This window comes from Citrobacter sp. Cpo015, assembly GCF_030333035.1.
Lineage (GTDB): Bacteria > Pseudomonadota > Gammaproteobacteria > Enterobacterales > Enterobacteriaceae > Citrobacter > Citrobacter portucalensis.
Window position 1 is genome coordinate 284,987 of record NZ_JAOWGS010000019.1, and the last position, 22,168, is coordinate 307,154.

A 22,168-nucleotide genomic window follows, 5' to 3' on the forward strand; every position below is an offset into this window, starting at 1 on the left:
TTAATGATATTTCATATCATGGATTTATGATTAATGTCCGTAATAAACAAAAACAGCGCCAGACTGCGTGATGAAGAGCGTGCGCGCCTCATCTGGCTGCTGACCACTGATAAAGCCATTATTTCAACGCTGTTGGGCAAGCTTACCCTGGCTGAGCAATATGACGTCGGTACGTTAGCCGACGATATTGCTGAGGTAGGGGCGCTGGTGGCCCACCTGCCACCGCCTGACCTCGCCGATACCCTCGAAGCTTTGCCCTCTGAAGAGCGCCACGCCCTGTGGCGACTGGTCGAAAATGAAAAGCGCGGTAACGTCTTGCTTGAGGCGTCTGAAAACGTCTGGGACGACCTGATCGATGAGATGAGCGACCGCGAGCTGCTGGATGCGCTGCAATATCTCGATATCGATGAACAGATTTACCTGGTGCAGCATTTGCCTCGTAACCTTACCGGTCGTCTGCTGGCGACGTTACCGGCAGAGGAGAGGACGCGCGTCCGCCAGGTGCTGCACTACGAGAAAAATAGCGTCGGCGCGATCATGGAGTTCGAGGTCATCACTGTGCGTCCGGACGTGACGCTGGAAGTGGTGCAACGCTATCTGCGGCGGCTGGGGAAAATGCCGGAGAACACCGATAAACTTTTCGTGACCGATCGCAATAAAGTGCTGGTTGGCGAACTGACGCTAACCTGCATTTTACTCAATGATGTGCAGCGAAAAGTCAGCGAGGTGATGGAAGATGACCCGCTCACCTTTTCTCCTGAAGATATCGCCGAAAACGCTGCGCGTACCTTCGAACGCGACAACCTGGTCAGCGCCGCGGTGGTTGACCCTTCCGGTAAACTGATGGGCCGTTTAACCATCGATGAGATCGTCGACGTTGTCTATGAAGAAACCGACACCGATCTGCGTCGAATGGGGGGCTTAAGCGCCGAAGAGGACGTGTTTGCGCCTGTTACCAAAGCGGTAAAAACCCGCTGGGCGTGGTTGGCCGTTAACCTCTGTACCGCCTTTATCGCCTCGCGGGTGATCGACGGTTTTGAACATACGATTTCGCAACTGGTGGCGCTGGCCTCGTTGATGCCGATTGTGGCGGGTATCGGCGGCAATACCGGGAATCAAACTATCACTATGATCGTCCGCGCGCTGGCGCTGCAAAATATTCAGCCGGGGAACCTGACGTTTCTCATCCTGCGCGAGATGGGCGTGGCGCTAATCAACGGCCTCGTGTGGGGCGGGATTATGGGTGGCATTACCTGGTGGCTGTACGATGATATGGCGCTCGGTGGTGTGATGACTCTGGCGATGATGCTCAATCTGCTGATGGCGGCGTTGATGGGGGTTATCATTCCGATGACGATGGTGAAGCTCGGGCGCGACCCGGCGGTCGGCTCGAGCGTCATGATAACCGCTATCACTGATACTGGTGGTTTCTTTATTTTTCTCGGTCTGGCAACGCTGTTTCTGATGTAGTCGCCCGTTTGCGTCTGACGATACGCGGTAGAATGAGCATCGTCATCACCCCGGCAACCACGCCAATCGCCAGGTTGCCGGTAGAAACCGTGGCAGCGACGGTCACCAGCATCACCAGCGTTTCAGTGACGGGGAGTTTCGTCAGCGTGGCGGGCTGGATGCTGTGCCAACTGAAGGTTTTTACCGCCACAATTACCATAATACCTGCCAGCACCGACATGGGTATTTCTGCCATCACTTCGCTTAACCCTGTGACTAACAGGAGTAATACCAGTCCGGCGGCAACCGTCGAGACGCGGCTGCGTCCTTTGCCCATCTCGACGTTAACGATGGTTTGACCAATCATCGCGCACCCGGCGATGCCGCCATAAAATCCGGCCAGAATATTGGCTATCCCCAGCCCGGCACTCTCGCGATTTTTATTCGACGGCGTCACCGTCAGGTCATCCACCAGACGGGCGGTTAACAACGACTCCATCAAACCAACAAAAGCGATACTCAGCGCGCAGGGCCAGATAATCGCCAGCGTGTGCAGGTTGAGCGGAGCCAACAACTGGGTGAAACCCGGCAGTCCGCCGCTCATTGAACCTTCGTCACCGACGGTCGGTAACAGTTGCCCGCTGGTGACAGTGAACACGGTTAGCAGCACGATGGCGATAAGCGGTGCGGGGATTGCTTTAATAAACCGCGGAACCCACAGCACAATCAGCAGCGTCAGGACAAACAGCCCCCAGATGAGCGGGCTTTTGCCCCAGAAATGCGGGACCTGGGCAAAGAAAATCAATATCCCCAGCGCGTTAACAAAACCGGTCATCACGGCCGTAGGGATGAATCGCATCAGACGTGCCATTCCCAATACACCAAACAGGATCTGAATCATCCCGGCCAGCACCACTGCAGGCAGGATGTATTGCACGCCGTGTTGATGCACCATCGGACCAATCACCAGCGCGACCGATCCTGCAGCGGCGGTAACCATTGCGGGACGACCGCCTAAAAAAGACATCGCCAGGCACAGTACGACGGAGGCTACCAGACTGACTTTAGGATCAACGCCTGCGATCACGGAAAACGAGATTACTTCCGGGATCAGCGCCAGGGCGGTTACCACACCGGCCAGCGTTTCGCGCACCAGCAGACGGGGTTGGCGGAGCACGGCGCGGGTCGCGTGTTCAGCGACTGCGGCAGAGGAATGTTGAGTTGCAGACATAGTTACACTCAGGTCAAAAATGGCCTGATACAGCAGACCGACAGGCATCCGTGCGGTGAATAGCAAAGCGCAGCATAGTACCCGTCAGATGGACCGGTTTCCAGAAATGATTGTCAATAACCGCATAAACTATCAACGTATTAATAACATTTTTAAAAATTAAATATAATTTATAAACTTTATTTAATTATTTTTACTTAAGTGTTACCGTTGGTGCCGCTCGATTTTCACCTGCATTAAAAGCAAAAAAGCGATACTAAAAGTAAGGCATTAACATTATGAAAAAAGTGACTGCCATGCTCTTCACCATGGCCGTTGGGCTGAATGTTGTCTCGATGGCGGCAAAAGCGAAAGCGGCGGAAGAGCAGGAAACGGATGTACTGTTGATTGGCGGCGGCATCATGAGCGCCACGCTGGGAACCTATTTACAGGAGCTGGAGCCGCAATGGTCAATGACCATGGTTGAGCGACTGGATGGTGTAGCGCAGGAAAGCTCAAACGGCTGGAATAACGCCGGAACCGGCCACTCCGCACTGATGGAGCTGAACTACACGCCTAAAAAGGCCGACGGTAGCATCAGCATTGAAAAGGCAGTCGAAATTAACGAAGCCTTCCAGATTTCCCGCCAGTTTTGGGCCTATCAGGTCAATAATGGCGTAATGCATGAACCACGCTCGTTTATCACCACCGTTCCGCACATGAGTTTTGTCTGGGGTGACGAGAACGTGAACTTCCTGCGTGCCCGTTACACCGCACTGCAGCAGAGCACGCTGTTCCGTGGTATGCGCTATTCCGAAGACCACGCGCAGATCAAAGAGTGGGCGCCGCTGGTCATGGAAGGTCGCGATCCGCAGCAGAAAGTCGCGGCAACGCGTACCGAGATTGGTACTGACGTGAACTACGGCGAAATCACCCGCCAACTGATTACCTCATTACAGAAAAAGCCTAACTTTGCGCTGCAGTTGAGTACCGAAGTGCGTGGCTTTAAGCGTAATGCTGACAATAGCTGGACTGTCACAGTCGCCGATCTGAAAAATAACGAAGCGGAACACGATATCAAGGCGAAGTTTGTCTTTATCGGTGCCGGTGGCGCTGCGCTGAAGCTGTTGCAGGAAACCGACATTCCGGAAGCGAAAGGCTATGCCGGATTCCCGGTTGGCGGGCAGTTCCTGGTTGCAGAAAATCCGGATGTGGTCAATCGCCACCTGGCGAAAGTGTACGGTCAGGCCTCCGTTGGCGCGCCGCCGATGTCTGTACCGCATATCGATACCCGTATCCTTGATGGCAAGCGCGTTGTGCTGTTTGGGCCATTCGCGACATTCTCCACCAAGTTCCTGAAGAATGGTTCATTGTGGGATCTGCTCAGCTCGACCACCACCTCGAACTTTATGCCGATGGTCAACGTGGGTCTGGATAACTTCGATCTGGTGAAATATCTGGTGAGCCAGGTCATGCTCAGCGACGACGACCGTTTCGCCGCGCTGCAAGAGTACTATCCGCAGGCGAAAAAAGAAGACTGGCGTTTATGGCAGGCGGGCCAGCGTGTGCAGATCATCAAAAGCGATGCGGAGAAGGGCGGCGTGCTGCGTCTGGGTACTGAAGTCGTCAGCGATAAAGAAGGCACGATTGCAGCGCTGCTGGGAGCTTCTCCGGGCGCATCAACCGCGGCACCGATCATGCTGCATCTGATGGAAAAAGTGTTTAAAGATAAAGTAGCCAGCCCCGAGTGGCAGGCGAAGCTGAAAACCATTATTCCGTCTTATGGTACTAAGCTGAACGGTAACGTTGAGGCTACGGAACAAGAGTTGCAGTACACCAGTGAGGTTCTGGGTCTGAAATATGACAAGCCGCAGGTTGCTGATGAAGCACCGAAACCACAACTGAAACCTCAGGCACAACCGCAGCCTGAACAGAAAGCCGTTGCGGATATAGCGCTGTAAAATAAAATGCCGGATGGCGCTGCTGCGCTTATCCGGCATTGTTTATGCGTCTGTAGGCCGGATAAGGCGGGACGCCGCCATCCGGCACATTCTCACTTAGCGCGTGACTGCGTCCTGAATTTTGTCTTCCGCTTTCCAGATACGGTATTTAACGTCCACGTTTTCCGGGGTGTAGACCACAATCGGCAGCTTGCTGTTGTAACGCAGCATTCCGTCATCACCCAGATGCGCAGTAATGAATTTCTTCTCTTTCTTACCGTCTGGGCAGGCCATCATGGTTGAAACCGGAGACGTAACTTTGTCAAAGACATAGTAGTCATATCCCCAACCTTCCAGCGTTTTGCTGTCCAGTTCTCCGCCCAGGCGGTGTTGGTTACAGTCAACTTCCAGCGTTTGTCCGATCAGCAGTTCTACTTTCAGAGTAGATTCATCTTTCTCAGGGGTAAGCTGGATAACCTGGCGCTTCATACCCTTTTCCGCCTTGGGATAAGGGGCGACTTTTTCCAGCGGCTGAGCGGCGGTTTCGTTACTGGCAGCCCATGCAGAGGTGCTGGCAAAGGCGGCGAAAAGTACGGCAGGGACAATTGTCTTCATCTTATTGTTCACAGTGTTTCCTTTCTTCTGTCTTATGAACGAGTCTGTAGCAGGTTAACATATTTGGATAATCTATTAATCTGGATTTACTTATATTTAAAGTGTATTAAGTAGAGTTTTGTTGCCATGGTAGCGATATATACTAGGAATTATCCTAATATTGAGATCTTTGTCTTTTTGAATAATTCGTTATATACATTGTTATATAACTCATTGAAATGTGAGCAAAAGCGCATTTTTTCCCGCCAACTCAACACTCCTTTGATCCGGCAACAGCATTTACCCCAATTGGGGTATGCACCTCTAACACATCCTGAAATATCTTACGGCTAAAAATAACTACTCATAAATAGTGCAGTTTTTTATGTCGTTCAACCCGCCGAGGGAGGGCGTCATTATGGAAGGACAATGTCATGGTTGATTTATCCCGTCGAGGTATGTTGACAGGCAGTTGGCGAAACGCCAGCGCAGGGATCCGTCCGCCGTGGAGCAAGGAAGACTCTCACTTTCTGGCCCATTGCCTCCGTTGTGACGCCTGCATCCAGGCGTGCGAAACCGACATCCTGCAGCGAGGCCAGGGTGGTTACCCGAGCGTAAATTTCAAACACGGCGAGTGCAGCTTTTGCTATGCCTGCGCAGAAGCCTGTCCCGAATCACTTTTTCTTCCGCGCCACACCAGGGCATGGGATCTGAATTTTACGATTGGGGAAAACTGTCTCGCACATCAGTCCGTTGAATGTCACCGCTGTCAGGATAGCTGTGAGCCCATGGCAATAACCTTTCGTCCCACGCTGTCCGGCATTTATCAGCCGCAGCTCGACAATCAGGACTGTAACGGATGTGGCGCCTGTGTCGCTATCTGCCCGGTATCAGCCATTAACGCGGAGTACAACCATGGACAATAACTGGCAGGTCTGCAGCCTGGTCGTTCAGGCCAAAAGCCAGCATATCAACGATATCGCCACGCAGTTGCGTTCTTTTCCCGGTTGCGAAGTTGCACTCAGCGATGTGGAAAGTGGTCAGTTGATTGTGGTGGTGGAAGCTGAGCAAAGTGAAACGCTAATGAAAACAATTGAGTCAGTACGCAACGTTGCGGGCGTACTGGCGGTGTCGCTGGTTTATCACCAGCAGGATGAGCAAGGTGAGGAAACACCATGAAACTCAGTCGTCGTAGCTTTATGAAAGCTAACGCCGTTGCGGCCGCTGCGGCGGCTGCCGGGTTAAGCGTGCCGGGCGTTGCCCGCGCGGTAGTCGGTCAGCAAGAAGCCATTAAATGGGACAAAGCCCCGTGCCGTTTTTGCGGGACGGGCTGTGGCGTATTGGTCGGAACGCAGCAAGGGCGTGTTGTGGCATGTCAGGGCGATCCGGATGCGCCGGTTAACCGTGGGCTCAACTGCATCAAAGGTTACTTCCTGCCGAAAATCATGTACGGAAAAGACCGTTTAACGCAGCCGATGCTGCGCATGAAAGACGGCAAGTATCACAAAGAAGGCGAGTTCACCCCGATTAGCTGGGACCAGGCCTTTGACGTGATGGAAGAGAAATTCAAAACGTCGATGAAAGAGAAAGGCCCTGAGTCTATCGGTATGTTCGGCTCTGGCCAGTGGACGATTTGGGAAGGTTATGCCGCTGCCAAATTGTTTAAAGCGGGTTTCCGTTCCAATAACATCGACCCGAACGCACGTCACTGCATGGCCTCAGCGGTAGTCGGCTTTATGCGTACCTTCGGTATGGATGAACCGATGGGCTGCTATGACGATATCGAACATGCCGATGCCTTCGTCTTGTGGGGCGCGAATATGGCGGAAATGCACCCGATCCTGTGGTCGCGCATCACCAACCGTCGTCTGTCCGATCCTAACGTGAACGTCGCGGTTCTCTCCACCTTCCAGCACCGCAGCTTTGAGCTGGCGGATAACGGTATGGTCTTCACGCCGCAAACCGATCTGGTGATCCTCAACTACATCGCGAACTACATCATTCAAAACAATGCGATTAACCAGGATTTCTTTAGCAAGCACGTTAACCTGCGTAAAGGCGTGACGGACATCGGCTACGGTCTGCGTCCAACCCATCCGCTGGAAAAAGCGGCGAAAAACCCGGGATCCGATGCTTCTGAACCGATGAGCTTTGAGGATTACAAAGCCTTCGTTGCTGAGTACACGCTGGATAAAACCGCCGAAATGACCGGCGTACCGAAAGATCAGCTGGAACAGCTGGCGCAGCTGTATGCCGATCCGAAGAAAAAAGTCATCTCCTACTGGACGATGGGCTTTAACCAGCACACCCGCGGCGTGTGGGCCAACAACCTAGTCTATAACCTGCACTTGCTGACCGGCAAAATCTCTCAGCCAGGCTGCGGCCCGTTCTCTCTGACCGGCCAGCCTTCAGCCTGCGGCACCGCGCGTGAAGTCGGTACGTTCTCCCACCGTCTGCCTGCGGACATGGTGGTAACGAACGAAAAACACCGCGATATCTGTGAGAAGCACTGGAATATTCCGTCAGGGACCATTCCGGCAAAAGTTGGTCTGCACGCCGTGGCGCAAGACCGCGCGCTGAAAGATGGCAAGCTCAATGTCTACTGGGCGATGTGTACTAACAACATGCAGGCCGGTCCGAACATCAACGAAGAGCGTATGCCGGGCTGGCGCGATCCGCGCAACTTCATCATCGTCTCCGATCCGTACCCGACGATCAGCGCCCTGTCGGCTGACCTGATCCTGCCGACCGCGATGTGGGTAGAGAAAGAAGGCGCCTACGGTAACGCGGAACGCCGTACACAGTTCTGGCGTCAGCAAATTAAAGCGCCGGGCGAATCGAAATCGGATCTGTGGCAGCTGGTGCAGTTCTCTCGTCGCTTCAAAACAGAAGAAGTATGGCCGGAAGAGCTGCTGGCACAAAAACCGGAACTGCGCGGTAAAACGCTGTATGACGTGCTGTTTGCTACGCCAGCAGTAACGAAATTCCCAGTGACTGAACTGGCTGAAGATCAACTGAACGATGAATCCCGCGAGCTGGGCTTCTATCTGCAAAAAGGCTTGTTCGAAGAGTACGCCTGGTTTGGCCGCGGTCACGGGCACGATCTTGCGCCATTTGACGATTACCACAAAGCGCGCGGTTTACGCTGGCCGGTCGTTGAGGGTAAAGAGACCCAGTGGCGCTACAGCGAAGGCAACGACCCTTACGTGAAAGCAGGTGAAAGCTACAAGTTCTACGGTAAACCGGACGGTAAAGCGGTTATCTTCGCGCTGCCATTTGAACCTGCTGCTGAAGCGCCGGATAAAGAATATGACCTGTGGCTGTCTACCGGACGTGTGCTGGAACACTGGCATACCGGCAGTATGACGCGTCGTGTGCCTGAACTACACCGTGCATTCCCGGAAGCCGTGCTGTTTATCCACCCGCTGGATGCAAAAGCACGCGATCTGCGCCGTGGCGATAAGGTCAAAGTGATTTCCCGTCGTGGCGAAGTGATTTCGATTGTTGAAACACGCGGTCGTAACCGTCCGCCGCAGGGGCTGGTGTACATGCCGTTCTTCGATGCCGCACAGCTGGTGAACAACCTGACGCTGGATGCGACGGATCCGCTCTCCAAAGAGACGGATTTCAAGAAGTGCGCCGTGAAACTGGCGAAGGTGTAACGCGTTATGTCCCGGTCAGCAAAACCCCAAAATGGCCGCCGCCGCTTTCTGCGCGATATGGTTCGCGCAGCGGGCGGGCTGGCCGTCGTTGGCGTGGCGCTGGGGTTGCAACAACAAACCGCACGCGCAACCGGCGTGCGGTTGCGCCCGCCTGGTGCACTGAGCGAGGAGGCATTCGCCAGCGCCTGCGTACGTTGCGGTCAGTGCGTTCAGGCATGTCCCTATGACACGCTGAAGCTGGCAACGCTGGCCTCCGGGCTGGCGGCCGGTACGCCATATTTTGTCGCCCGTGATATTCCCTGCGAAATGTGTGAGGACATTCCGTGTGCCAAAGTCTGCCCGAGCGGCGCGTTGGACAGGGAAATTGAATCCATTGACGATTCGCGTATGGGGCTGGCGGTACTGCTGGATCACGAAAACTGCCTCAACTATCAGGGATTGCGCTGCGACGTTTGCTATCGCGAGTGCCCGAAAATTGATGAGGCGATCACCCTGGAGCTGGACCGCAATATGCGTACCGGCAAGCATGCGCGGTTTATTCCGACCGTGCACAGCGATGCCTGTACCGGCTGTGGGAAATGCGAAAAAGTCTGCGTACTGGAACAGCCAGCAATAAAAGTGCTGCCGCTGTCGCTGGCGAAAGGGGAATTAGGACACCATTACCGCTTCGGTTGGCTGGAGGGGAACAATGGCAAATCGTAAACGTGATGCCGGGCGTGAAGCGCAGGCAAAAAAAGGATGGTGGAAGAGTCATCGCTGGCTGCTGCTGCGTCGTTTGAGTCAATTTCTGATACTGGCGATGTTCCTCAGCGGCCCGTGGCTTGGCGTGTGGATCCTGCATGGCAACTACAGTAGCAGCCTGTTGCTGGACGCTATCCCGTTCACCGATCCGCTGATTACTCTGCAAAGCCTGGCCAGTGGGCATCTGCCGGCGACGGTGGCGTTAACGGGAGCAGCTATCATCACGGTGCTGTATGCCCTGGCCGGTAAGCGACTGTTTTGCAGTTGGGTTTGTCCCATGAACCCGGTTACCGATTTAGCCAGTTGGTTGCGCAGAAGGTTTGACCTGAATCAGTCCGCAACCCTGCCGCGCCATATACGGTACGTCCTGCTGGTGGTTATCCTGGTCGGTTCCGCCCTGACCGGTACGCTGTTGTGGGAGTGGATAAATCCAGTCTCTCTGCTTGGACGGAGCCTGGTAATGGGATTCGGTAGCGGAGCGCTGCTGATCCTCGCGCTGTTTTTATTTGATTTACTGGTCGTTGAGCATGGCTGGTGCGGGCATCTTTGCCCACTGGGTGCGCTGTATAGCGTGGTGGGAAGCAAAGGGGCATTAACCGTTTCGGCAAAAGAACGTAACAGATGTAACCGCTGTATGGATTGTTTTCATGTTTGCCCGGAACCGCATGTGCTACGTGCGCCGGTGCTGGATGAGCAAAGTCCGGTGCAGGTAACCAGCCGCGATTGCATGGCCTGCGGTCGCTGCGTGGATGTCTGTTCTGAGGATGTTTTTACAATAACAACACGATGGAGTTCGGGAGCGAAATCATGAAAAGCCATGACCTGATTAAGACGCTGTGTCAATGGACGGCCCTGCTTGCCCTGGTCGTCAGTGGGGCCGTTTGGGCTGCAAATGGAGTGGATCTGAGCCAGTCACCGGAAGTCTCAGGAACACAGGAAGGGGCGATTCGCATGCCGAAAGAGCAAGAGCGCATGCCGCTGAACTATGTGAATCAGCCGCCGATGGTTCCGCATAGCGTTGAAGGGTATCAGGTGACGACTAACACTAACCGCTGCCTGCAATGCCACGGTGTGGAAAGCTATCGCACCACCGGTGCGCCGCGCATCAGTCCGACGCACTTTATGGACAGCGACGGCAAGGTATTGGCTGAAGTTGCGCCGCGTCGTTATTTCTGCCTGCAATGTCACGTTCCGCAGGCTGACGCCGCGCCGATTGTTGAAAATACCTTCACCCCCTCGAAAGGTTACGGGAAATAAGAGGTCATTATGGAAAATTCTAACCGTAAACCAGGCTGGATTAAGCGCGTCTGGCAATGGTGGCGTCGCCCCAGCCGTCTGGCGCTCGGCACGCTGTTGTTAATCGGCTTTGTGGGCGGCATTATTTTCTGGGGCGGCTTTAATACCGGTATGGAAAAGGCCAATACAGAAGAGTTCTGCATTAGCTGTCACGAAATGCGCAATACGGTATACCAGGAATATATGGAAACCGTACACTACAACAACCGCAGTGGTGTGCGAGCGACTTGCCCTGATTGCCACGTCCCGCATGAGTGGGGCCCGAAAATGATTCGTAAGATCAAGGCCAGTAAAGAGCTGTACGCGAAAGCACTGGGGCTGATAGATACACCGCAGAAATTTGAAGACCATCGTCTGACGATGGCGCAAAATGAGTGGCGGCGTATGAAAGATAATAATTCGCAAGAGTGCCGAAACTGTCACAACTTCGAGTTTATGGATTTAACCGCCCAGAAAGGCGTTGCGGCCAAAATGCACGACCAGGCCGTGAAAGACGGGCAAACCTGTATTGACTGTCATAAAGGGATAGCGCACAAACTGCCTGATATGCGCGAAGTCAAACCGGGCTTTTAACAGGATGTAGATAACCAGGTATGCTTGAAGCCAGAGAATTACTTTGCGAGCGAGATGACAGAATACTGTTCAGCAATCTGTCATTTCGCGTCAACGCAGGGGAATGGGTACAAATTACCGGCAGCAACGGCGCAGGGAAAACCACTCTGCTGCGGTTGCTTACCGGGCTGGCGCGTCCCGATGCAGGGGAGGTTTGCTGGCAAGAGCAGCCGCTGCATCACGTGCGGGACAGCTACCATCAGCAACTGCTGTGGATCGGACATCAGCCGGGGATAAAAACCCGGCTTTCGGCGTTGGAGAACCTGCGTTTCTTCCATCATGACGGCGACATTGCACAGTGTCTGGCTGCGCTGGCACAGGCGGGACTTGCCGGATATGAAGATATTCCGGTGAACCAGCTCTCCGCCGGACAACAGCGGCGCGTGGCGCTGGCCCGTTTGTGGCTGACCCGCGCCCGGCTGTGGATCCTTGATGAACCCTTTACCGCCATTGATGTGAACGGCGTTGAGCGACTGACTCAGCGTATGGCGCAGCATACAGAGCAGGGCGGTATTGTTATTCTCACCACCCACCAACCGCTCAATGTCGAAACCGATAAAGTGCGACGTATTGCGCTGACCAGCGAGAGGGCAACGCAATGATGTGGCGAATCTTCCGTTTAGAACTGCGAGTTGCGTTTCGTCATAGTGCGGAAATCGCCAATCCTTTATGGTTCTTCCTGATTGTTATTACGCTGTTCCCCCTGAGCATTGGGCCGGAACCGCAGCTACTGGCGCGCATTGCGCCGGGCATCATTTGGGTTGCGGCGCTGCTGGCGTCATTGCTGGCGCTGGAACGCCTGTTTCGTGATGATCTGCAGGACGGCAGCCTTGAGCAACTGATGCTGCTGCCGTTACCGCTACCGGCCGTGGTGCTGGCGAAAGTGATGGCGCACTGGGTCGTGACCGGCCTGCCGCTGTTGATCCTCTCGCCGCTAGTGGCGCTGCTGCTGGGCATGGATATGTACAGCTGGAAAATTATGGCGCTGACGTTGTTACTCGGAACGCCGACGCTGGGCTTCCTCGGTGCGCCGGGTGTGGGGCTGACGGTGGGCTTAAAGCGCGGCGGCGTGTTGTTAAGCGTGCTGGTGCTCCCGCTCACCATACCCTTACTGATTTTTGCAACCGCCGCGATGGATGCGGCTTCTATGCACTTACCGGTTGAAGGGTACATGGCAATTCTGGGCGCGTTGCTGGTCGGCAGCGCCACGTTAAGCCCGTTTGCCACAGCTGCGGCGTTACGGATAAGCGTGCAGTAACGAGAATTAGATGTGTAGGCCGGGCAAGGTGCTCTGGCACAACGGATTTTAATTTATGGAGTCTGGTGACTGAACTATGTGGAAAACACTTCATCAATTGGCGATGCCCCCTCGGCTCTATCAGATCTGTGGCTGGTTTATCCCGTGGCTGGCGATTGCCAGCGCGGTGGTACTGATAACGGGATGGGTCTGGGGCTTTGGTTTTGCGCCTGCGGACTATCAGCAGGGGCAGAGCTATCGCATTATTTATCTGCACGTTCCGGCGGCAATCTGGTCGATGGGCATTTATGCCTCGATGGCTGTTGCCGCGTTTATCGGCCTGGTCTGGCAGATGAAAATGGCCAATCTGGCGCTGGCTGCGATGGCGCCGATTGGTGCAGTGTTTACCTTTATTGCGCTGGTGACCGGCTCCGCATGGGGCAAACCGATGTGGGGAACCTGGTGGGTCTGGGATGCCCGACTCACCTCTGAACTGGTGCTGCTGTTTCTCTACGTGGGCGCCATTGCGCTGTGGCATGCCTTTGACGACCGTCGTCTGGCAGGTCGTGCCGCCGGTATTCTGGTGCTGATTGGCGTGGTCAACTTACCGATTATCCACTACTCGGTTGAGTGGTGGAATACGCTGCATCAGGGTTCTACCCGCATGCAGCAAAGCATCGATCCGGCGATGCGTACGCCGCTGCGTCTGGCGATCGTCGGCTACCTTTTACTGTTTGTCACGCTGGCGCTGATGCGCATGCGTAACCTGATTTTGATGATGGAAAAACGCCGCCCGTGGGTGAGCGAACTGATCTTAAAAAGAGGCCGCCAATGACCCCTGCATTTGCATCATGGAGTGATTTTTTCGCGATGGGCGGCTACGCCTTGTATGTCTGGCTTGCCGTAGCGATGAGTGTTATCCCGCTGGTGGTGCTGGTACTGCATTCCTCGTTACAACATCGCGCAATTTTACGCGGTGTGGCGCAGCAGCGGGCGAGAGAAGCGCGTATGCGTGCGGCGCAAGTGCAACGGGAGGCGGCGTGAATATTCGACGTAAAAATCGGTTATGGATAGCCTGTGCGGTACTGGCGGGTCTGGCGTTGACCATTACGCTGGTGCTTTATGCGCTGCGTTCTAATATTGACCTGTTTTATACGCCGGGAGAGATACTCTACGGTAAGCGCGAAACGCAGCAGATGCCCGAAGTCGGTCAGCGCCTGCGCGTGGGCGGAATGGTGATGCCCGGTAGCGTAAAGCGCGATCCGCAGTCGTTGAAGGTGAATTTCAGTATCTATGACGCCGAAGGTGTGGTGGATGTCACCTACGAAGGCATTCTGCCGGATCTGTTCCGCGAAGGGCAGGGTGTCGTTGTTCAGGGCGAACTGGACGAAGGAAATCATGTGCAGGCCAAAGAGGTTCTTGCCAAACATGATGAGAATTACACCCCGCCGGAAGTCGAAAAAGCGATGCAGGAAAACCATCGTCGCCCGGAAAGTGTTTATAAGGATAAAACGTCATGATGCCTGAAATTGGCAATGCGCTGTTGTGCCTTGCGCTCGGCGTGGCGTTACTACTGTCGGTCTATCCGCTGTGGGGCGTAGCGCGCGGCGACGTGCGAATGATGGCCTCCGCGCGGCCTTTTGCCTGGGTTCTGTTTATCTGTGTGATGGGGGCGTTCCTGATTCTGGTCAACGCCTTCGTGGTTAATGACTTTACCGTCACCTACGTTGCCAGCAACTCCAATACCCAGCTTCCGGTCTGGTATCGGGTGGCAGCAACCTGGGGTGCCCATGAAGGCTCTCTGCTGCTATGGGTATTGCTGATGAGCGGCTGGACGTTCGCCGTTGCGGCGTTCAGCCAGCGTATGCCGCTGGACATCGTTGCCCGCGTGCTGGCGGTAATGGGGATGGTAAGCGTTGGCTTTCTGCTGTTTATTCTGTTTACATCCAACCCGTTTGCCCGTACGTTGCCCAACTTCCCTATTGAAGGGCGCGACCTGAACCCGCTGTTGCAGGATCCGGGGCTGATTTTCCATCCGCCGTTGCTGTACATGGGGTATGTCGGTTTCTCGGTAGCCTTCGCGTTTGCGATTGCCGCGCTAATGAGCGGACGACTGGACAGTACCTTCGCCCGTTTTTCTCGTCCGTGGACGCTGGCGGCGTGGGTGTTCCTGACGCTGGGTATTGTGCTCGGTTCGGCTTGGGCCTATTACGAGCTGGGCTGGGGCGGTTGGTGGTTCTGGGATCCGGTTGAGAACGCCTCGTTTATGCCATGGCTGGTGGGAACGGCGCTGATGCACTCGCTGTCGGTAACCGAACAGCGTGCCAGCTTTAAAGCCTGGACGCTGCTGCTGTCAATCTGCGCATTCTCGCTTTGCCTGTTAGGTACTTTCCTGGTGCGCTCCGGCGTGTTGGTATCGGTGCATGCCTTCGCCTCCGATCCGTCACGCGGGATGTTTATTCTGGCCTTTATGGTATTAGTGATTGGCGGCTCCCTGCTGCTGTTTGCGGTGCGCGGTCACAAGGTCCGTTCACGGGTAAACAACGCGCTGTGGTCGCGTGAATCTCTGCTGTTGGGCAACAACGTTCTGCTGATTGCCGCCATGCTGGTGGTGCTCTTGGGCACGCTGCTGCCGCTGGTGCACAAACAGCTGGGTCTGGGCAGCATTTCGATTGGCGAACCGTTCTTCAACACCATGTTTACCTGGCTGATGGCGCCGTTCGCGCTGTTGCTGGGAATTGGGCCATTAGTGCGCTGGGGCCGTGACCGACCGCGTAAACTGAAAACGTTACTGATTATCGCGTTTGTCACCACGCTTGTTCTGTCGCTGCTGCTGCCGTGGTTGTTTGAGGATCGCATTGCCGCTATGACGGTGGTAGGGCTGGCGATGGCATGTTGGATATTTGTGCTGGCGATGTCCGAAGCGTTCCTGCGTGTTTCCCGCGGAACGAAGTTAACACCAAGCTATTGGGGCATGGTGTCGGGCCACGTTGGGCTGGCGATTACTATTGTCGGTATTGCCTTCAGCCAGAACTACAGCGTTGAACGCGATGTGCGCATGAAAGCGGGTGATAGCGTCAGTATCCATAACTATCAGTTCACGTTCCGCGAAGTGAAAGATATTACCGGACCTAACTACCGGGGCGGTGTCGCCATTATTGGCGTTACCCGAGATGGTAAACCGGAAGCCACGCTGCATGCGGAAAAACGCTTCTATAACAGCACCAGTTCGATGATGACCGAAGCGGCAATTGACGGCGGGTTCACGCGCGATCTGTACGCCGCGCTGGGTGAAGAACTGGATAACGGCGCATGGGCTGTGCGTCTGTACTACAAACCGTTTATTCGCTGGATTTGGGCCGGAGGATTGCTGATGGCGCTGGGCGGATTGTTCTGCCTGTTTGATCCACGCTATCGTCAGCGCACGCGTCCTCGCGCAGCGGTGCAAAAAAATGCGTCGGAGGCTGTATGAAGCGCAACGCACTGTTAATTCCGTTTATTATTTTTCTGATCATTGCTGCGGCGCTGCTGTGGCAGCTGGCGCGTAACGCTCAGGGGGACGATCCCACGAATCTGGAATCGGCGCTGATCGGCAAACCCGTTCCGACATTCCGCCTGGAGTCGCTGGAGAATCCGGGTCAGCATTATCAGGCCGATGTGCTGACCCAGGGCAAACCGGTACTGCTGAACGTCTGGGCGACCTGGTGCCCGACCTGTCGCGCCGAACATCAGTATCTGAACCAGCTATCTGCACAAGGCGTGCGGGTGGTGGGTCTGAACTATAAAGACGATCGTCAGAAAGCCATTGTCTGGCTGAAAGAGCTGGGCAATCCTTACTCATTAAGCCTGTTTGACGGCGACGGTATGCTCGGTCTGGATCTTGGCGTGTACGGCGCGCCGGAAACGTTCCTGATCGACGGTAAAGGTATTATTCGCTATCGCCATGCCGGTGATTTGAATGCCAGGGTGTGGGAGAGCGAGATCAAACCGTTGTGGGATAAGTACAGTAAGGAGGCTGCGCAATGAGATTTTTACTGGGCCTGCTGATGCTGGTTATCTCGGGATCTGCGCTGGCGACCATCGATGTGATGCAGTTTAAGGATGAAGCGCAGGAGCAGCAGTTCCGTCAGCTTACCGAACAGCTGCGCTGTCCTAAATGTCAGAACAACAGTATCGCCGATTCTAACTCGATGATTGCCACTGACCTGCGCCAGAAAGTGTACGAACTGATGCAGGAAGGAAAAAGTCAGAAAGAGATTGTCGACTACATGGTGGCGCGCTACGGCAACTTCGTCACCTACGATCCACCGTTGACGCCGCTTACAGTGCTTTTGTGGGTGATGCCGGTGGTAGCGATTGGTTTGGGCGGCTGGATTATTTTTGCCCGTACTCGCCGACGCGTCCGGGTGAAGCTGGAAGAGTTTCCTGACGACGTTATCCCGGATGGCAAACGCGGTGGATTTGGGTTGTTTGTGCCCGGCATCGTGGTGGCGCTGATCGTTGGCGCGGTGAGCTATTATGAAACCGGCAGCTATAAGCAGGTTCAGGTCTGGCAGCAAGCCACCGCTCAGGCTCCGGCGCTGCTGGAACGCGCGTTGGATCCGAAAGCTGACCCGCTCAATGAAGAGGATATGACACGTCTGGCGCTGGGGCTGCGCACGCGTTTACAAGCCGATCCTACAAACGTTGAAGGTTGGATCATGCTTGGGCGTATTGGCATGGTACTCGGTAACGCCAGTACGGCCACTGAAGCCTATGCCAATGCCTATCGACTGGATCCTAAAAACAGCGATGCGGCGCTGGGTTATGCGGAAGCACTGACCCGTTCATCCGATCCTGACGATAACCGCCGGGGAGGGGAGCTGTTACGCCAGCTGGTGCGCGGCGAGCATGCCAACGTGCGGGTTCTCAGCATGTACGCGTTTAACGCTTTTGAACAGCAGCGCTTCGGCGAGGCGGTTGCGGCGTGGGAGATGATGCTGAAATTATTACCGGCCAATGATACCCGTCGGGCGGTGATAGAACGCAGCATTAAGCAGGCGATGGAGCAGCTAACGCCGCAGGAGAAGTAAGAGTCCAGATTACCCGAAGGCGTGCTGCTTTCGGGCCTGTGCGAGCTTTGTAGGCCGGATAAGACGCTGCTGCGTCGTCATCCGGCATCTCATTGATTACTGCATGCCGCGCGTTTGCAAAAACAGGATGGTCGCAGCAACGCGAGAACGCACATTGAGTTTGCGCAGCAGGTTGCGAATATGCACCTTCACCGTCTGTTCAGAAATATTCAGCACTGATGCAATCTGTTTGTTCGACAGTCCCTGAGCAAGTTCATGCAATACATCCAGTTCACGTTCGGTGAGAATGCTGAATGGATCTTCCTGCGCACCAAACAGGTCACGTTCGCGCAGATATTCGCTAACGCGAGCGCTAAACGCTTTACCCCCTTTGGCGCCGTTACGAATGGCTTCCAGCAAGACTTCAGGATCGCTATCTTTCAGTAAATAACCATCCGCGCCGGCATCAATTAAGGCGTACACATCGCTGGCGGCATCCGATACGGTAAGAATAATAATTTGCGCGGTGACGCCGTCCCGACGCAGCGCATTCAGGGTGTCCAGCCCGCTCATACCTTTCATATTGAGATCCAGCAGGATCACATCAAGGTCCAGACGGTTTGCCAGATCGATAGCACTTGCGCCGTCGCCTGCTTCAGCGACTACGTCAAATGCGGGATCCAGTTGCAATAATTGACTAATTCCCCGCCGCATGAGCGGGTGGTCGTCGACAATCAGCACCCGAAAAGGCGTTACTTCAGGCATACTATTCTCCTGAGCTTTTATTAGTATCATTATTGTTTTCAGCGCATCAATCGTCCAGATTCATCGCGCTGATGAGAGGATGAATTTTACCCCAATTTGTGCATGGGTAAGTAGCAAAACCTGTGCTGAAGGCTGCTGTAAAACTCAGGAATGCGGAATCGCAGACATAAAAAAACCAACCGCAAGGGTTGGTTTTTTTAGGGATTTTTGGTCGGCACGAGAGGATTTGAACCTCCGACCCCCGACACCCCATGACGGTGCGCTACCAGGCTGCGCTACGTGCCGACGCTATGGCTGCTAATACTACTGCTTTCCGCTACGAATGCAAGAGGATGCCTCACTAACTGATTTATAATTAATCAGTTAGCAATAAATCGTTTCTCATCCGTCAGAACCTGTAGCAGCAGGCTGAGCTGCGGTTTCTGATCTTTTATTTTCTCGCCACGTAAATCATAGGTCTGATAATTTCCGTTGTTGTTCAGCACCAGCGTCATCTCTGGCGTAGTCACTGCCATCGTGCTGCCGTCAGCGGCGGTCACCCAGTAATGGCGACGTGTAGCATTGAACAAATCCTGCCCCTGCGAGTATTCGTTAGCCGGCGTGCTGACATGCAGCAGGCGCTGCATCAGCGTCGTCATCAGGTCTGTATGATCGGTCAGGCTATTGATACGCTGGGCAGGTGTTCCCGGCCAGTGAATCACCAGAGGAACCTGCAGATGACCGCGCGACCAGGCAAAGTTGTTCTCTTCCTGAGTCAGTGGTACACCGCGGCCAGCGGTAATAATCACCACCGTGTTGTCCAGTTTACCCGAGTCGCGCAGGGCGCTAAGTACACGGTTAATATTGGCATCCACATCCTGAGCGGCGCTGGCGTAGCGTTTGGCAAAGTTCTTCTGGTTGCTGTCATCAAGATTTGTCCCGTTAAAGGAGACCCAGGAGAACCAGCGATTATCTTCCTGCGCGTAGCGTCCCAGCCAGTTAATCCATTGGCTTGCGGTTTGCTCATCAGATTGCGTTTGCACGCTCGGCATGGAGAAGTCTGACAGCAGCGCCTGGCGATAAAGCGGGCTGGTAAAGCCATCCGAGGAGAATAGTCCTAACTGATACCCTTGCTGGTTCAGTGCAGAGATCAGCGCCGCAGGCGTTCGGGTCGACAAAATGCCGTCCATGTAGCTTGGCGATACACCATAGAACAGGCCAAAGATCCCGTTATCCGTGGTGTTGCCTGAGCTCATGTGACGTGTAAAGGAGATATTCTGCCCGGCGAACTCAGCCAGCGCAGGCATCTGTTTTTCAAAGCGTGAGTAGTTCAGGCCGTCTACGGTGATCAGCAGAACGTTCTGGCCGGTGCCCAGATCGCGATAGTGCAGTTCGCTGAGCGGGTACTGCACGGAAACCGCTTCCGGATTACCCTGTTCGATCAGGCGACGCTGATACTCTTGCGCATCCAGCAGGCCATGTTTTTCCAGAAACTTACGCGCCGTCATCGGGTAGGAGAGCGGCAGGTTTGCGCGCTGCATGGTAATCGGGCGATAGAAATTGGCATCTGCCCAGATATACACCACATGCGAGGCGATAAAAGAAACGAAGAAGAATGCCGCTAACGGTTTGGCGAAATGGCGACGACGCGTCAGGCTGCGCAGCTTTTGCCAGCTCCAGGTCGCAAACAACATTTCTATTAACAGGATAACCGGCACGCTGATAAACAACAGTTGCCAGTCACGCGCCGCTTCGTTCTGGTCAGGATTAATGACCAGTTCCCAGACTATCGGGTTAAGGTGCAGGTGGAAGCGGGTGAAAACTTCGCTGTCGATTAACAACAGCGTCATGCCAGCTGTCGCCAGAATAGCTGATAAGAATCGCATCAGCCTCTGGGACATGACGATAAACGTCAGGGGAAACAGGATTAGCAGATAGGTGGCAAACACCAGAAAGCTAAAATGCCCGACAACGCTCAGGTAGGAATATACACGACCTGCAAGGGTTGTCGGCCAGTCGGCGACAAACAGGTAACGGCTACCGAGAACCATGGCCAACAGAATGTTGAACAAGGCAAACCAGTGCCCCCAGCTAACCATCTGGGAGACTTTCTCACGGTAGCGCTGACGATGAGTTACCATAAACTGTTGTTCGTTTCCCCGGAGCAGGCTCTTAATGCGCTTGGTCGTCGTTTACCGAAGACTGCAATGCGCGGGCAAAAGAGTTGGCAATCGCCTGGCGCTGGGCCGGTGCGATGCTTGTATTGATAAGGTTAGTCACCATGTTTCCCAGAACCATCAGGGAAAGGTCGGTCGGCGCCTTATGTTTTTCCAGTACGTTGAGCATCTCATTCAGCAGTTGTTCAACGTGTTCGTCACTATAGCGGGAAATTTGTGGCATAAATCGAAATCAGTCTGTTCATGAAAGGGCAACATATTACCGTACAGACAGTTTTTTTTCTGCTTTTTTATCTTCTATTGCGTCACTGCCCGGCAGGTGGTTGAATACCGCCCGGTCTAAAAGGAGAGTTTATCATGAGTCTGGATATCAACCAGATTGCCCTGCACCAGCTTATCAAACGTGACGAGCAGAACCTTGAGCTGGTCTTGCGCGATTCATTACTGGAACCGACAGCGACGGTTGTCGATATGATGGCTGAGTTGCATCGGGTGTATAGCGCCAAGAATAAAGCCTATGGCCTGTTTAGCGAAGAGAGTGAACTGGCGCAAACGCTGCGTTTACAGCGTCAGGGCGAAGAGGATTTTCTGGCATTTAGTCGTGCCGCGACCGGACGCTTGCGGGACGAGCTGGCGAAATATCCTTTTGCCGACGGCGGCATTGTCCTGTTCTGCCATTACCGCTATCTGGCGGTAGAGTATCTGCTGGTCGCCGTGCTGAACAATTTAAGCAGCATGCGCGTCAATGAAAATCTGGATATCAACCCGACGCACTATCTGGATATCAATCATGCGGACATCGTGGCGCGTATTGATTTAACCGAGTGGGAAACCAATCCGGAGTCCACGCGTTATCTGACGTTCCTGAAAGGGCGGGTAGGGCGCAAAGTCGCCGATTTCTTTATGGATTTCCTCGGTGCCAGCGAAGGTCTGAACGCCAAAGCGCAAAACCGTGGCCTGCTGCAAGCGCTCGATGACTTTACCAATGAGGCGCAACTCGATAAAGCCGAACGCCAGAACGTGCGTCAGCAGGTGTACAGCTACTGTAACGAGCAGTTGCAGGCTGGTGAAGAGATCGAACTGGAGTCGCTGTCTAAAGAGCTTTCCGGCGTCAGTGAAGTCAGCTTCAGCGAATTTACCGCTGATAAAGGCTACGAGCTGGAAGAGAGCTTCCCTGCGGATCGCAGTACGCTGCGTCAGTTAACCAAATTTGCCGGCAGCGGCGGTGGGTTAACCATTAACTTCGACGCTATGTTACTGGGTGAACGTATTTTCTGGGATCCGGCGACGGACACCTTGACCATCAAAGGTACGCCGCCGAACCTGCGCGACCAGCTGCAGCGCCGCACGTCTGGCGGGAAATAAAACCGTGTGCCGGGTGAGAGCGTTAACGCCTTATCCGGTCGACGAGAACCATCAGTATCGATGACAAAATCCCATAAAAAAACCCCGCCT

Annotated in this window: 23 protein-coding genes and 1 tRNA gene; 18 read left to right on the forward strand and 6 right to left on the reverse strand. The window is 54.4% G+C overall.

Annotation, left to right across the window (positions count from 1 at the left end):
- Nucleotides 1-33: 33 nt before the first annotated feature.
- Nucleotides 34-1,470 carry a magnesium transporter gene (gene mgtE / locus OGY67_RS01405; protein WP_008785304.1) on the forward strand — a complete coding sequence of 479 codons (1,437 nt, stop codon included), beginning with the start codon at nt 34-36 and terminating at the stop codon, nt 1,468-1,470.
- Here mgtE and OGY67_RS01410 read toward each other — a convergent pair.
- A complete protein-coding gene (locus tag OGY67_RS01410; protein ID WP_286573175.1) occupies nt 1,433-2,680 on the reverse strand; it encodes a SulP family inorganic anion transporter in 1,248 nt (415 codons plus the stop codon). The two genes, mgtE and OGY67_RS01410, sit on opposite strands and share 38 nt — an antisense overlap.
- Before the next feature lie 278 nt (nt 2,681-2,958).
- Between OGY67_RS01410 and mqo the strand changes: the two genes are divergently transcribed.
- Nucleotides 2,959-4,620 carry a malate dehydrogenase (quinone) gene (gene mqo / locus OGY67_RS01415; RefSeq protein ID WP_003834639.1) on the forward strand — a complete coding sequence of 554 codons (1,662 nt, stop codon included), beginning with the start codon at nt 2,959-2,961 and terminating at the stop codon, nt 4,618-4,620.
- Nucleotides 4,621-4,716: 96 nt separating this feature from the next.
- Here mqo and eco read toward each other — a convergent pair whose 3' ends face one another.
- Nucleotides 4,717-5,214, reverse strand: a complete 498-nt coding sequence (eco, locus tag OGY67_RS01420; protein WP_032941984.1) for a serine protease inhibitor ecotin — start codon at nt 5,212-5,214, stop codon at nt 4,717-4,719.
- 413 nt (nt 5,215-5,627) lie between these two features.
- On the opposite strand from eco, the gene napF reads away from it, so the two are divergent.
- The 15 genes from napF (at nt 5,628) to OGY67_RS01495 (ending at nt 17,813) form a co-directional block, all read left to right on the forward strand.
- Complete coding sequence (napF, locus tag OGY67_RS01425; protein WP_003027564.1) at nt 5,628-6,119, forward strand: ferredoxin-type protein NapF; 492 nt, start codon at nt 5,628-5,630, stop codon at nt 6,117-6,119.
- Nucleotides 6,109-6,372, forward strand: coding sequence for a chaperone NapD (gene napD, locus OGY67_RS01430; RefSeq protein WP_003027560.1), 264 nt, complete (start codon nt 6,109-6,111; stop codon nt 6,370-6,372). The genes napF and napD overlap by 11 nt, the downstream gene beginning before the upstream one ends.
- Nucleotides 6,369-8,855, forward strand: coding sequence for a nitrate reductase catalytic subunit NapA (napA, locus tag OGY67_RS01435; RefSeq protein WP_008785300.1), 2,487 nt, complete (start codon nt 6,369-6,371; stop codon nt 8,853-8,855). Before napD ends, napA begins: the two co-directional genes overlap by 4 nt.
- 6 nt (nt 8,856-8,861) lie before the next feature.
- On the forward strand, nt 8,862-9,557 hold the full coding sequence (gene napG / locus OGY67_RS01440; protein WP_003834629.1) for a ferredoxin-type protein NapG: 696 nt from the start codon (nt 8,862-8,864) through the stop codon (nt 9,555-9,557).
- Nucleotides 9,544-10,407, forward strand: a complete 864-nt coding sequence (gene napH, locus OGY67_RS01445; protein WP_003027552.1) for a quinol dehydrogenase ferredoxin subunit NapH — start codon at nt 9,544-9,546, stop codon at nt 10,405-10,407. Before napG ends, napH begins: the two co-directional genes overlap by 14 nt.
- Complete coding sequence (gene napB, locus OGY67_RS01450) at nt 10,404-10,853, forward strand: nitrate reductase cytochrome c-type subunit (RefSeq protein WP_003834627.1); 450 nt, start codon at nt 10,404-10,406, stop codon at nt 10,851-10,853. The genes napH and napB overlap by 4 nt, the downstream gene beginning before the upstream one ends.
- Before the next feature lie 9 nt (nt 10,854-10,862).
- The gene (gene napC / locus OGY67_RS01455) at nt 10,863-11,465 is read left to right on the forward strand and encodes a cytochrome c-type protein NapC (RefSeq protein ID WP_003027548.1); all 603 of its coding nucleotides are present in this window, start codon (nt 10,863-10,865) and stop codon (nt 11,463-11,465) included.
- Nucleotides 11,466-11,485: 20 nt separating this feature from the next.
- A complete protein-coding gene (gene ccmA / locus OGY67_RS01460) occupies nt 11,486-12,106 on the forward strand; it encodes a cytochrome c biogenesis heme-transporting ATPase CcmA (protein ID WP_008785298.1) in 621 nt (206 codons plus the stop codon).
- Nucleotides 12,103-12,762: a heme exporter protein CcmB gene (ccmB, locus tag OGY67_RS01465; protein ID WP_048215891.1), complete on the forward strand. Its 660-nt coding sequence runs from the start codon at nt 12,103-12,105 to the stop codon at nt 12,760-12,762. The genes ccmA and ccmB overlap by 4 nt, the downstream gene beginning before the upstream one ends.
- A 76-nt stretch (nt 12,763-12,838) precedes the next feature.
- A complete protein-coding gene (locus tag OGY67_RS01470) occupies nt 12,839-13,576 on the forward strand; it encodes a heme ABC transporter permease (protein WP_003027538.1) in 738 nt (245 codons plus the stop codon).
- Nucleotides 13,573-13,785, forward strand: a complete 213-nt coding sequence (gene ccmD / locus OGY67_RS01475; protein WP_100272104.1) for a heme exporter protein CcmD — start codon at nt 13,573-13,575, stop codon at nt 13,783-13,785. The genes OGY67_RS01470 and ccmD overlap by 4 nt, the downstream gene beginning before the upstream one ends.
- Nucleotides 13,782-14,261, forward strand: coding sequence for a cytochrome c maturation protein CcmE (gene ccmE, locus OGY67_RS01480; protein ID WP_003834619.1), 480 nt, complete (start codon nt 13,782-13,784; stop codon nt 14,259-14,261). The genes ccmD and ccmE overlap by 4 nt, the downstream gene beginning before the upstream one ends.
- Nucleotides 14,258-16,213: a heme lyase CcmF/NrfE family subunit gene (locus tag OGY67_RS01485; RefSeq protein WP_079937667.1), complete on the forward strand. Its 1,956-nt coding sequence runs from the start codon at nt 14,258-14,260 to the stop codon at nt 16,211-16,213. Before ccmE ends, OGY67_RS01485 begins: the two co-directional genes overlap by 4 nt.
- Complete coding sequence (dsbE, locus tag OGY67_RS01490; protein WP_003834613.1) at nt 16,210-16,767, forward strand: thiol:disulfide interchange protein DsbE; 558 nt, start codon at nt 16,210-16,212, stop codon at nt 16,765-16,767. The genes OGY67_RS01485 and dsbE overlap by 4 nt, the downstream gene beginning before the upstream one ends.
- The gene (locus tag OGY67_RS01495) at nt 16,764-17,813 is read left to right on the forward strand and encodes a cytochrome c-type biogenesis protein CcmH (RefSeq protein WP_032944027.1); all 1,050 of its coding nucleotides are present in this window, start codon (nt 16,764-16,766) and stop codon (nt 17,811-17,813) included. The genes dsbE and OGY67_RS01495 overlap by 4 nt, the downstream gene beginning before the upstream one ends.
- Nucleotides 17,814-17,909: 96 nt before the next feature.
- Here OGY67_RS01495 and narP read toward each other — a convergent pair whose 3' ends face one another.
- From narP to OGY67_RS01515, 4 genes are all read right to left on the reverse strand, one after another.
- A complete protein-coding gene (gene narP, locus OGY67_RS01500; protein ID WP_003834605.1) occupies nt 17,910-18,557 on the reverse strand; it encodes a nitrate/nitrite response regulator protein NarP in 648 nt (215 codons plus the stop codon).
- 208 nt (nt 18,558-18,765) lie between these two features.
- Nucleotides 18,766-18,842, reverse strand: a tRNA-Pro gene (locus OGY67_RS01505).
- A 74-nt stretch (nt 18,843-18,916) separates the two neighbouring features.
- Nucleotides 18,917-20,677, reverse strand: coding sequence for an LPS biosynthesis-modulating metalloenzyme YejM (gene yejM, locus OGY67_RS01510; RefSeq protein WP_057066518.1), 1,761 nt, complete (start codon nt 20,675-20,677; stop codon nt 18,917-18,919).
- A gap of 31 nt (nt 20,678-20,708) precedes the next feature.
- A complete protein-coding gene (locus tag OGY67_RS01515) occupies nt 20,709-20,936 on the reverse strand; it encodes a YejL family protein (RefSeq protein WP_003027506.1) in 228 nt (75 codons plus the stop codon).
- Between the two features lie 134 nt (nt 20,937-21,070).
- Here OGY67_RS01515 and yejK point away from each other — a divergent pair, with 134 nt between their 5' ends.
- Nucleotides 21,071-22,078: a nucleoid-associated protein YejK gene (yejK, locus tag OGY67_RS01520; protein ID WP_048234884.1), complete on the forward strand. Its 1,008-nt coding sequence runs from the start codon at nt 21,071-21,073 to the stop codon at nt 22,076-22,078.
- Nucleotides 22,079-22,168: the final 90 nt, after the last annotated feature.

Bases quoted from the DNA above. Each gene is read 5' to 3' on its own strand.
- ccmB (WP_048215891.1), top strand. From the start codon at position 12,103: ATGATGTGGCGAATCTTCCGTTTAGAACTGCGAGTTGCGTTTCGTCAT.
- yejK (WP_048234884.1), top strand. From the start codon at position 21,071: ATGAGTCTGGATATCAACCAGATTGCCCTGCACCAGCTTATCAAACGT.
- napC (WP_003027548.1), top strand. From the start codon at position 10,863: ATGGAAAATTCTAACCGTAAACCAGGCTGGATTAAGCGCGTCTGGCAA.
- napB (WP_003834627.1), top strand. From the start codon at position 10,404: ATGAAAAGCCATGACCTGATTAAGACGCTGTGTCAATGGACGGCCCTG.
- napG (WP_003834629.1), top strand. From the start codon at position 8,862: ATGTCCCGGTCAGCAAAACCCCAAAATGGCCGCCGCCGCTTTCTGCGC.
- napF (WP_003027564.1), top strand. From the start codon at position 5,628: ATGGTTGATTTATCCCGTCGAGGTATGTTGACAGGCAGTTGGCGAAAC.
- narP (WP_003834605.1), bottom strand. From the start codon at position 18,557: ATGCCTGAAGTAACGCCTTTTCGGGTGCTGATTGTCGACGACCACCCG.
- mqo (WP_003834639.1), top strand. From the start codon at position 2,959: ATGAAAAAAGTGACTGCCATGCTCTTCACCATGGCCGTTGGGCTGAAT.
- mgtE (WP_008785304.1), top strand. From the start codon at position 34: ATGTCCGTAATAAACAAAAACAGCGCCAGACTGCGTGATGAAGAGCGT.
- OGY67_RS01485 (WP_079937667.1), top strand. From the start codon at position 14,258: ATGATGCCTGAAATTGGCAATGCGCTGTTGTGCCTTGCGCTCGGCGTG.
- eco (WP_032941984.1), bottom strand. From the start codon at position 5,214: ATGAAGACAATTGTCCCTGCCGTACTTTTCGCCGCCTTTGCCAGCACC.
- dsbE (WP_003834613.1), top strand. From the start codon at position 16,210: ATGAAGCGCAACGCACTGTTAATTCCGTTTATTATTTTTCTGATCATT.
- yejM (WP_057066518.1), bottom strand. From the start codon at position 20,677: ATGGTAACTCATCGTCAGCGCTACCGTGAGAAAGTCTCCCAGATGGTT.
- napD (WP_003027560.1), top strand. From the start codon at position 6,109: ATGGACAATAACTGGCAGGTCTGCAGCCTGGTCGTTCAGGCCAAAAGC.
- OGY67_RS01515 (WP_003027506.1), bottom strand. From the start codon at position 20,936: ATGCCACAAATTTCCCGCTATAGTGACGAACACGTTGAACAACTGCTG.
- OGY67_RS01470 (WP_003027538.1), top strand. From the start codon at position 12,839: ATGTGGAAAACACTTCATCAATTGGCGATGCCCCCTCGGCTCTATCAG.
- OGY67_RS01410 (WP_286573175.1), bottom strand. From the start codon at position 2,680: ATGTCTGCAACTCAACATTCCTCTGCCGCAGTCGCTGAACACGCGACC.
- napH (WP_003027552.1), top strand. From the start codon at position 9,544: ATGGCAAATCGTAAACGTGATGCCGGGCGTGAAGCGCAGGCAAAAAAA.
- OGY67_RS01495 (WP_032944027.1), top strand. From the start codon at position 16,764: ATGAGATTTTTACTGGGCCTGCTGATGCTGGTTATCTCGGGATCTGCG.
- ccmA (WP_008785298.1), top strand. From the start codon at position 11,486: ATGCTTGAAGCCAGAGAATTACTTTGCGAGCGAGATGACAGAATACTG.
- napA (WP_008785300.1), top strand. From the start codon at position 6,369: ATGAAACTCAGTCGTCGTAGCTTTATGAAAGCTAACGCCGTTGCGGCC.
- ccmD (WP_100272104.1), top strand. From the start codon at position 13,573: ATGACCCCTGCATTTGCATCATGGAGTGATTTTTTCGCGATGGGCGGC.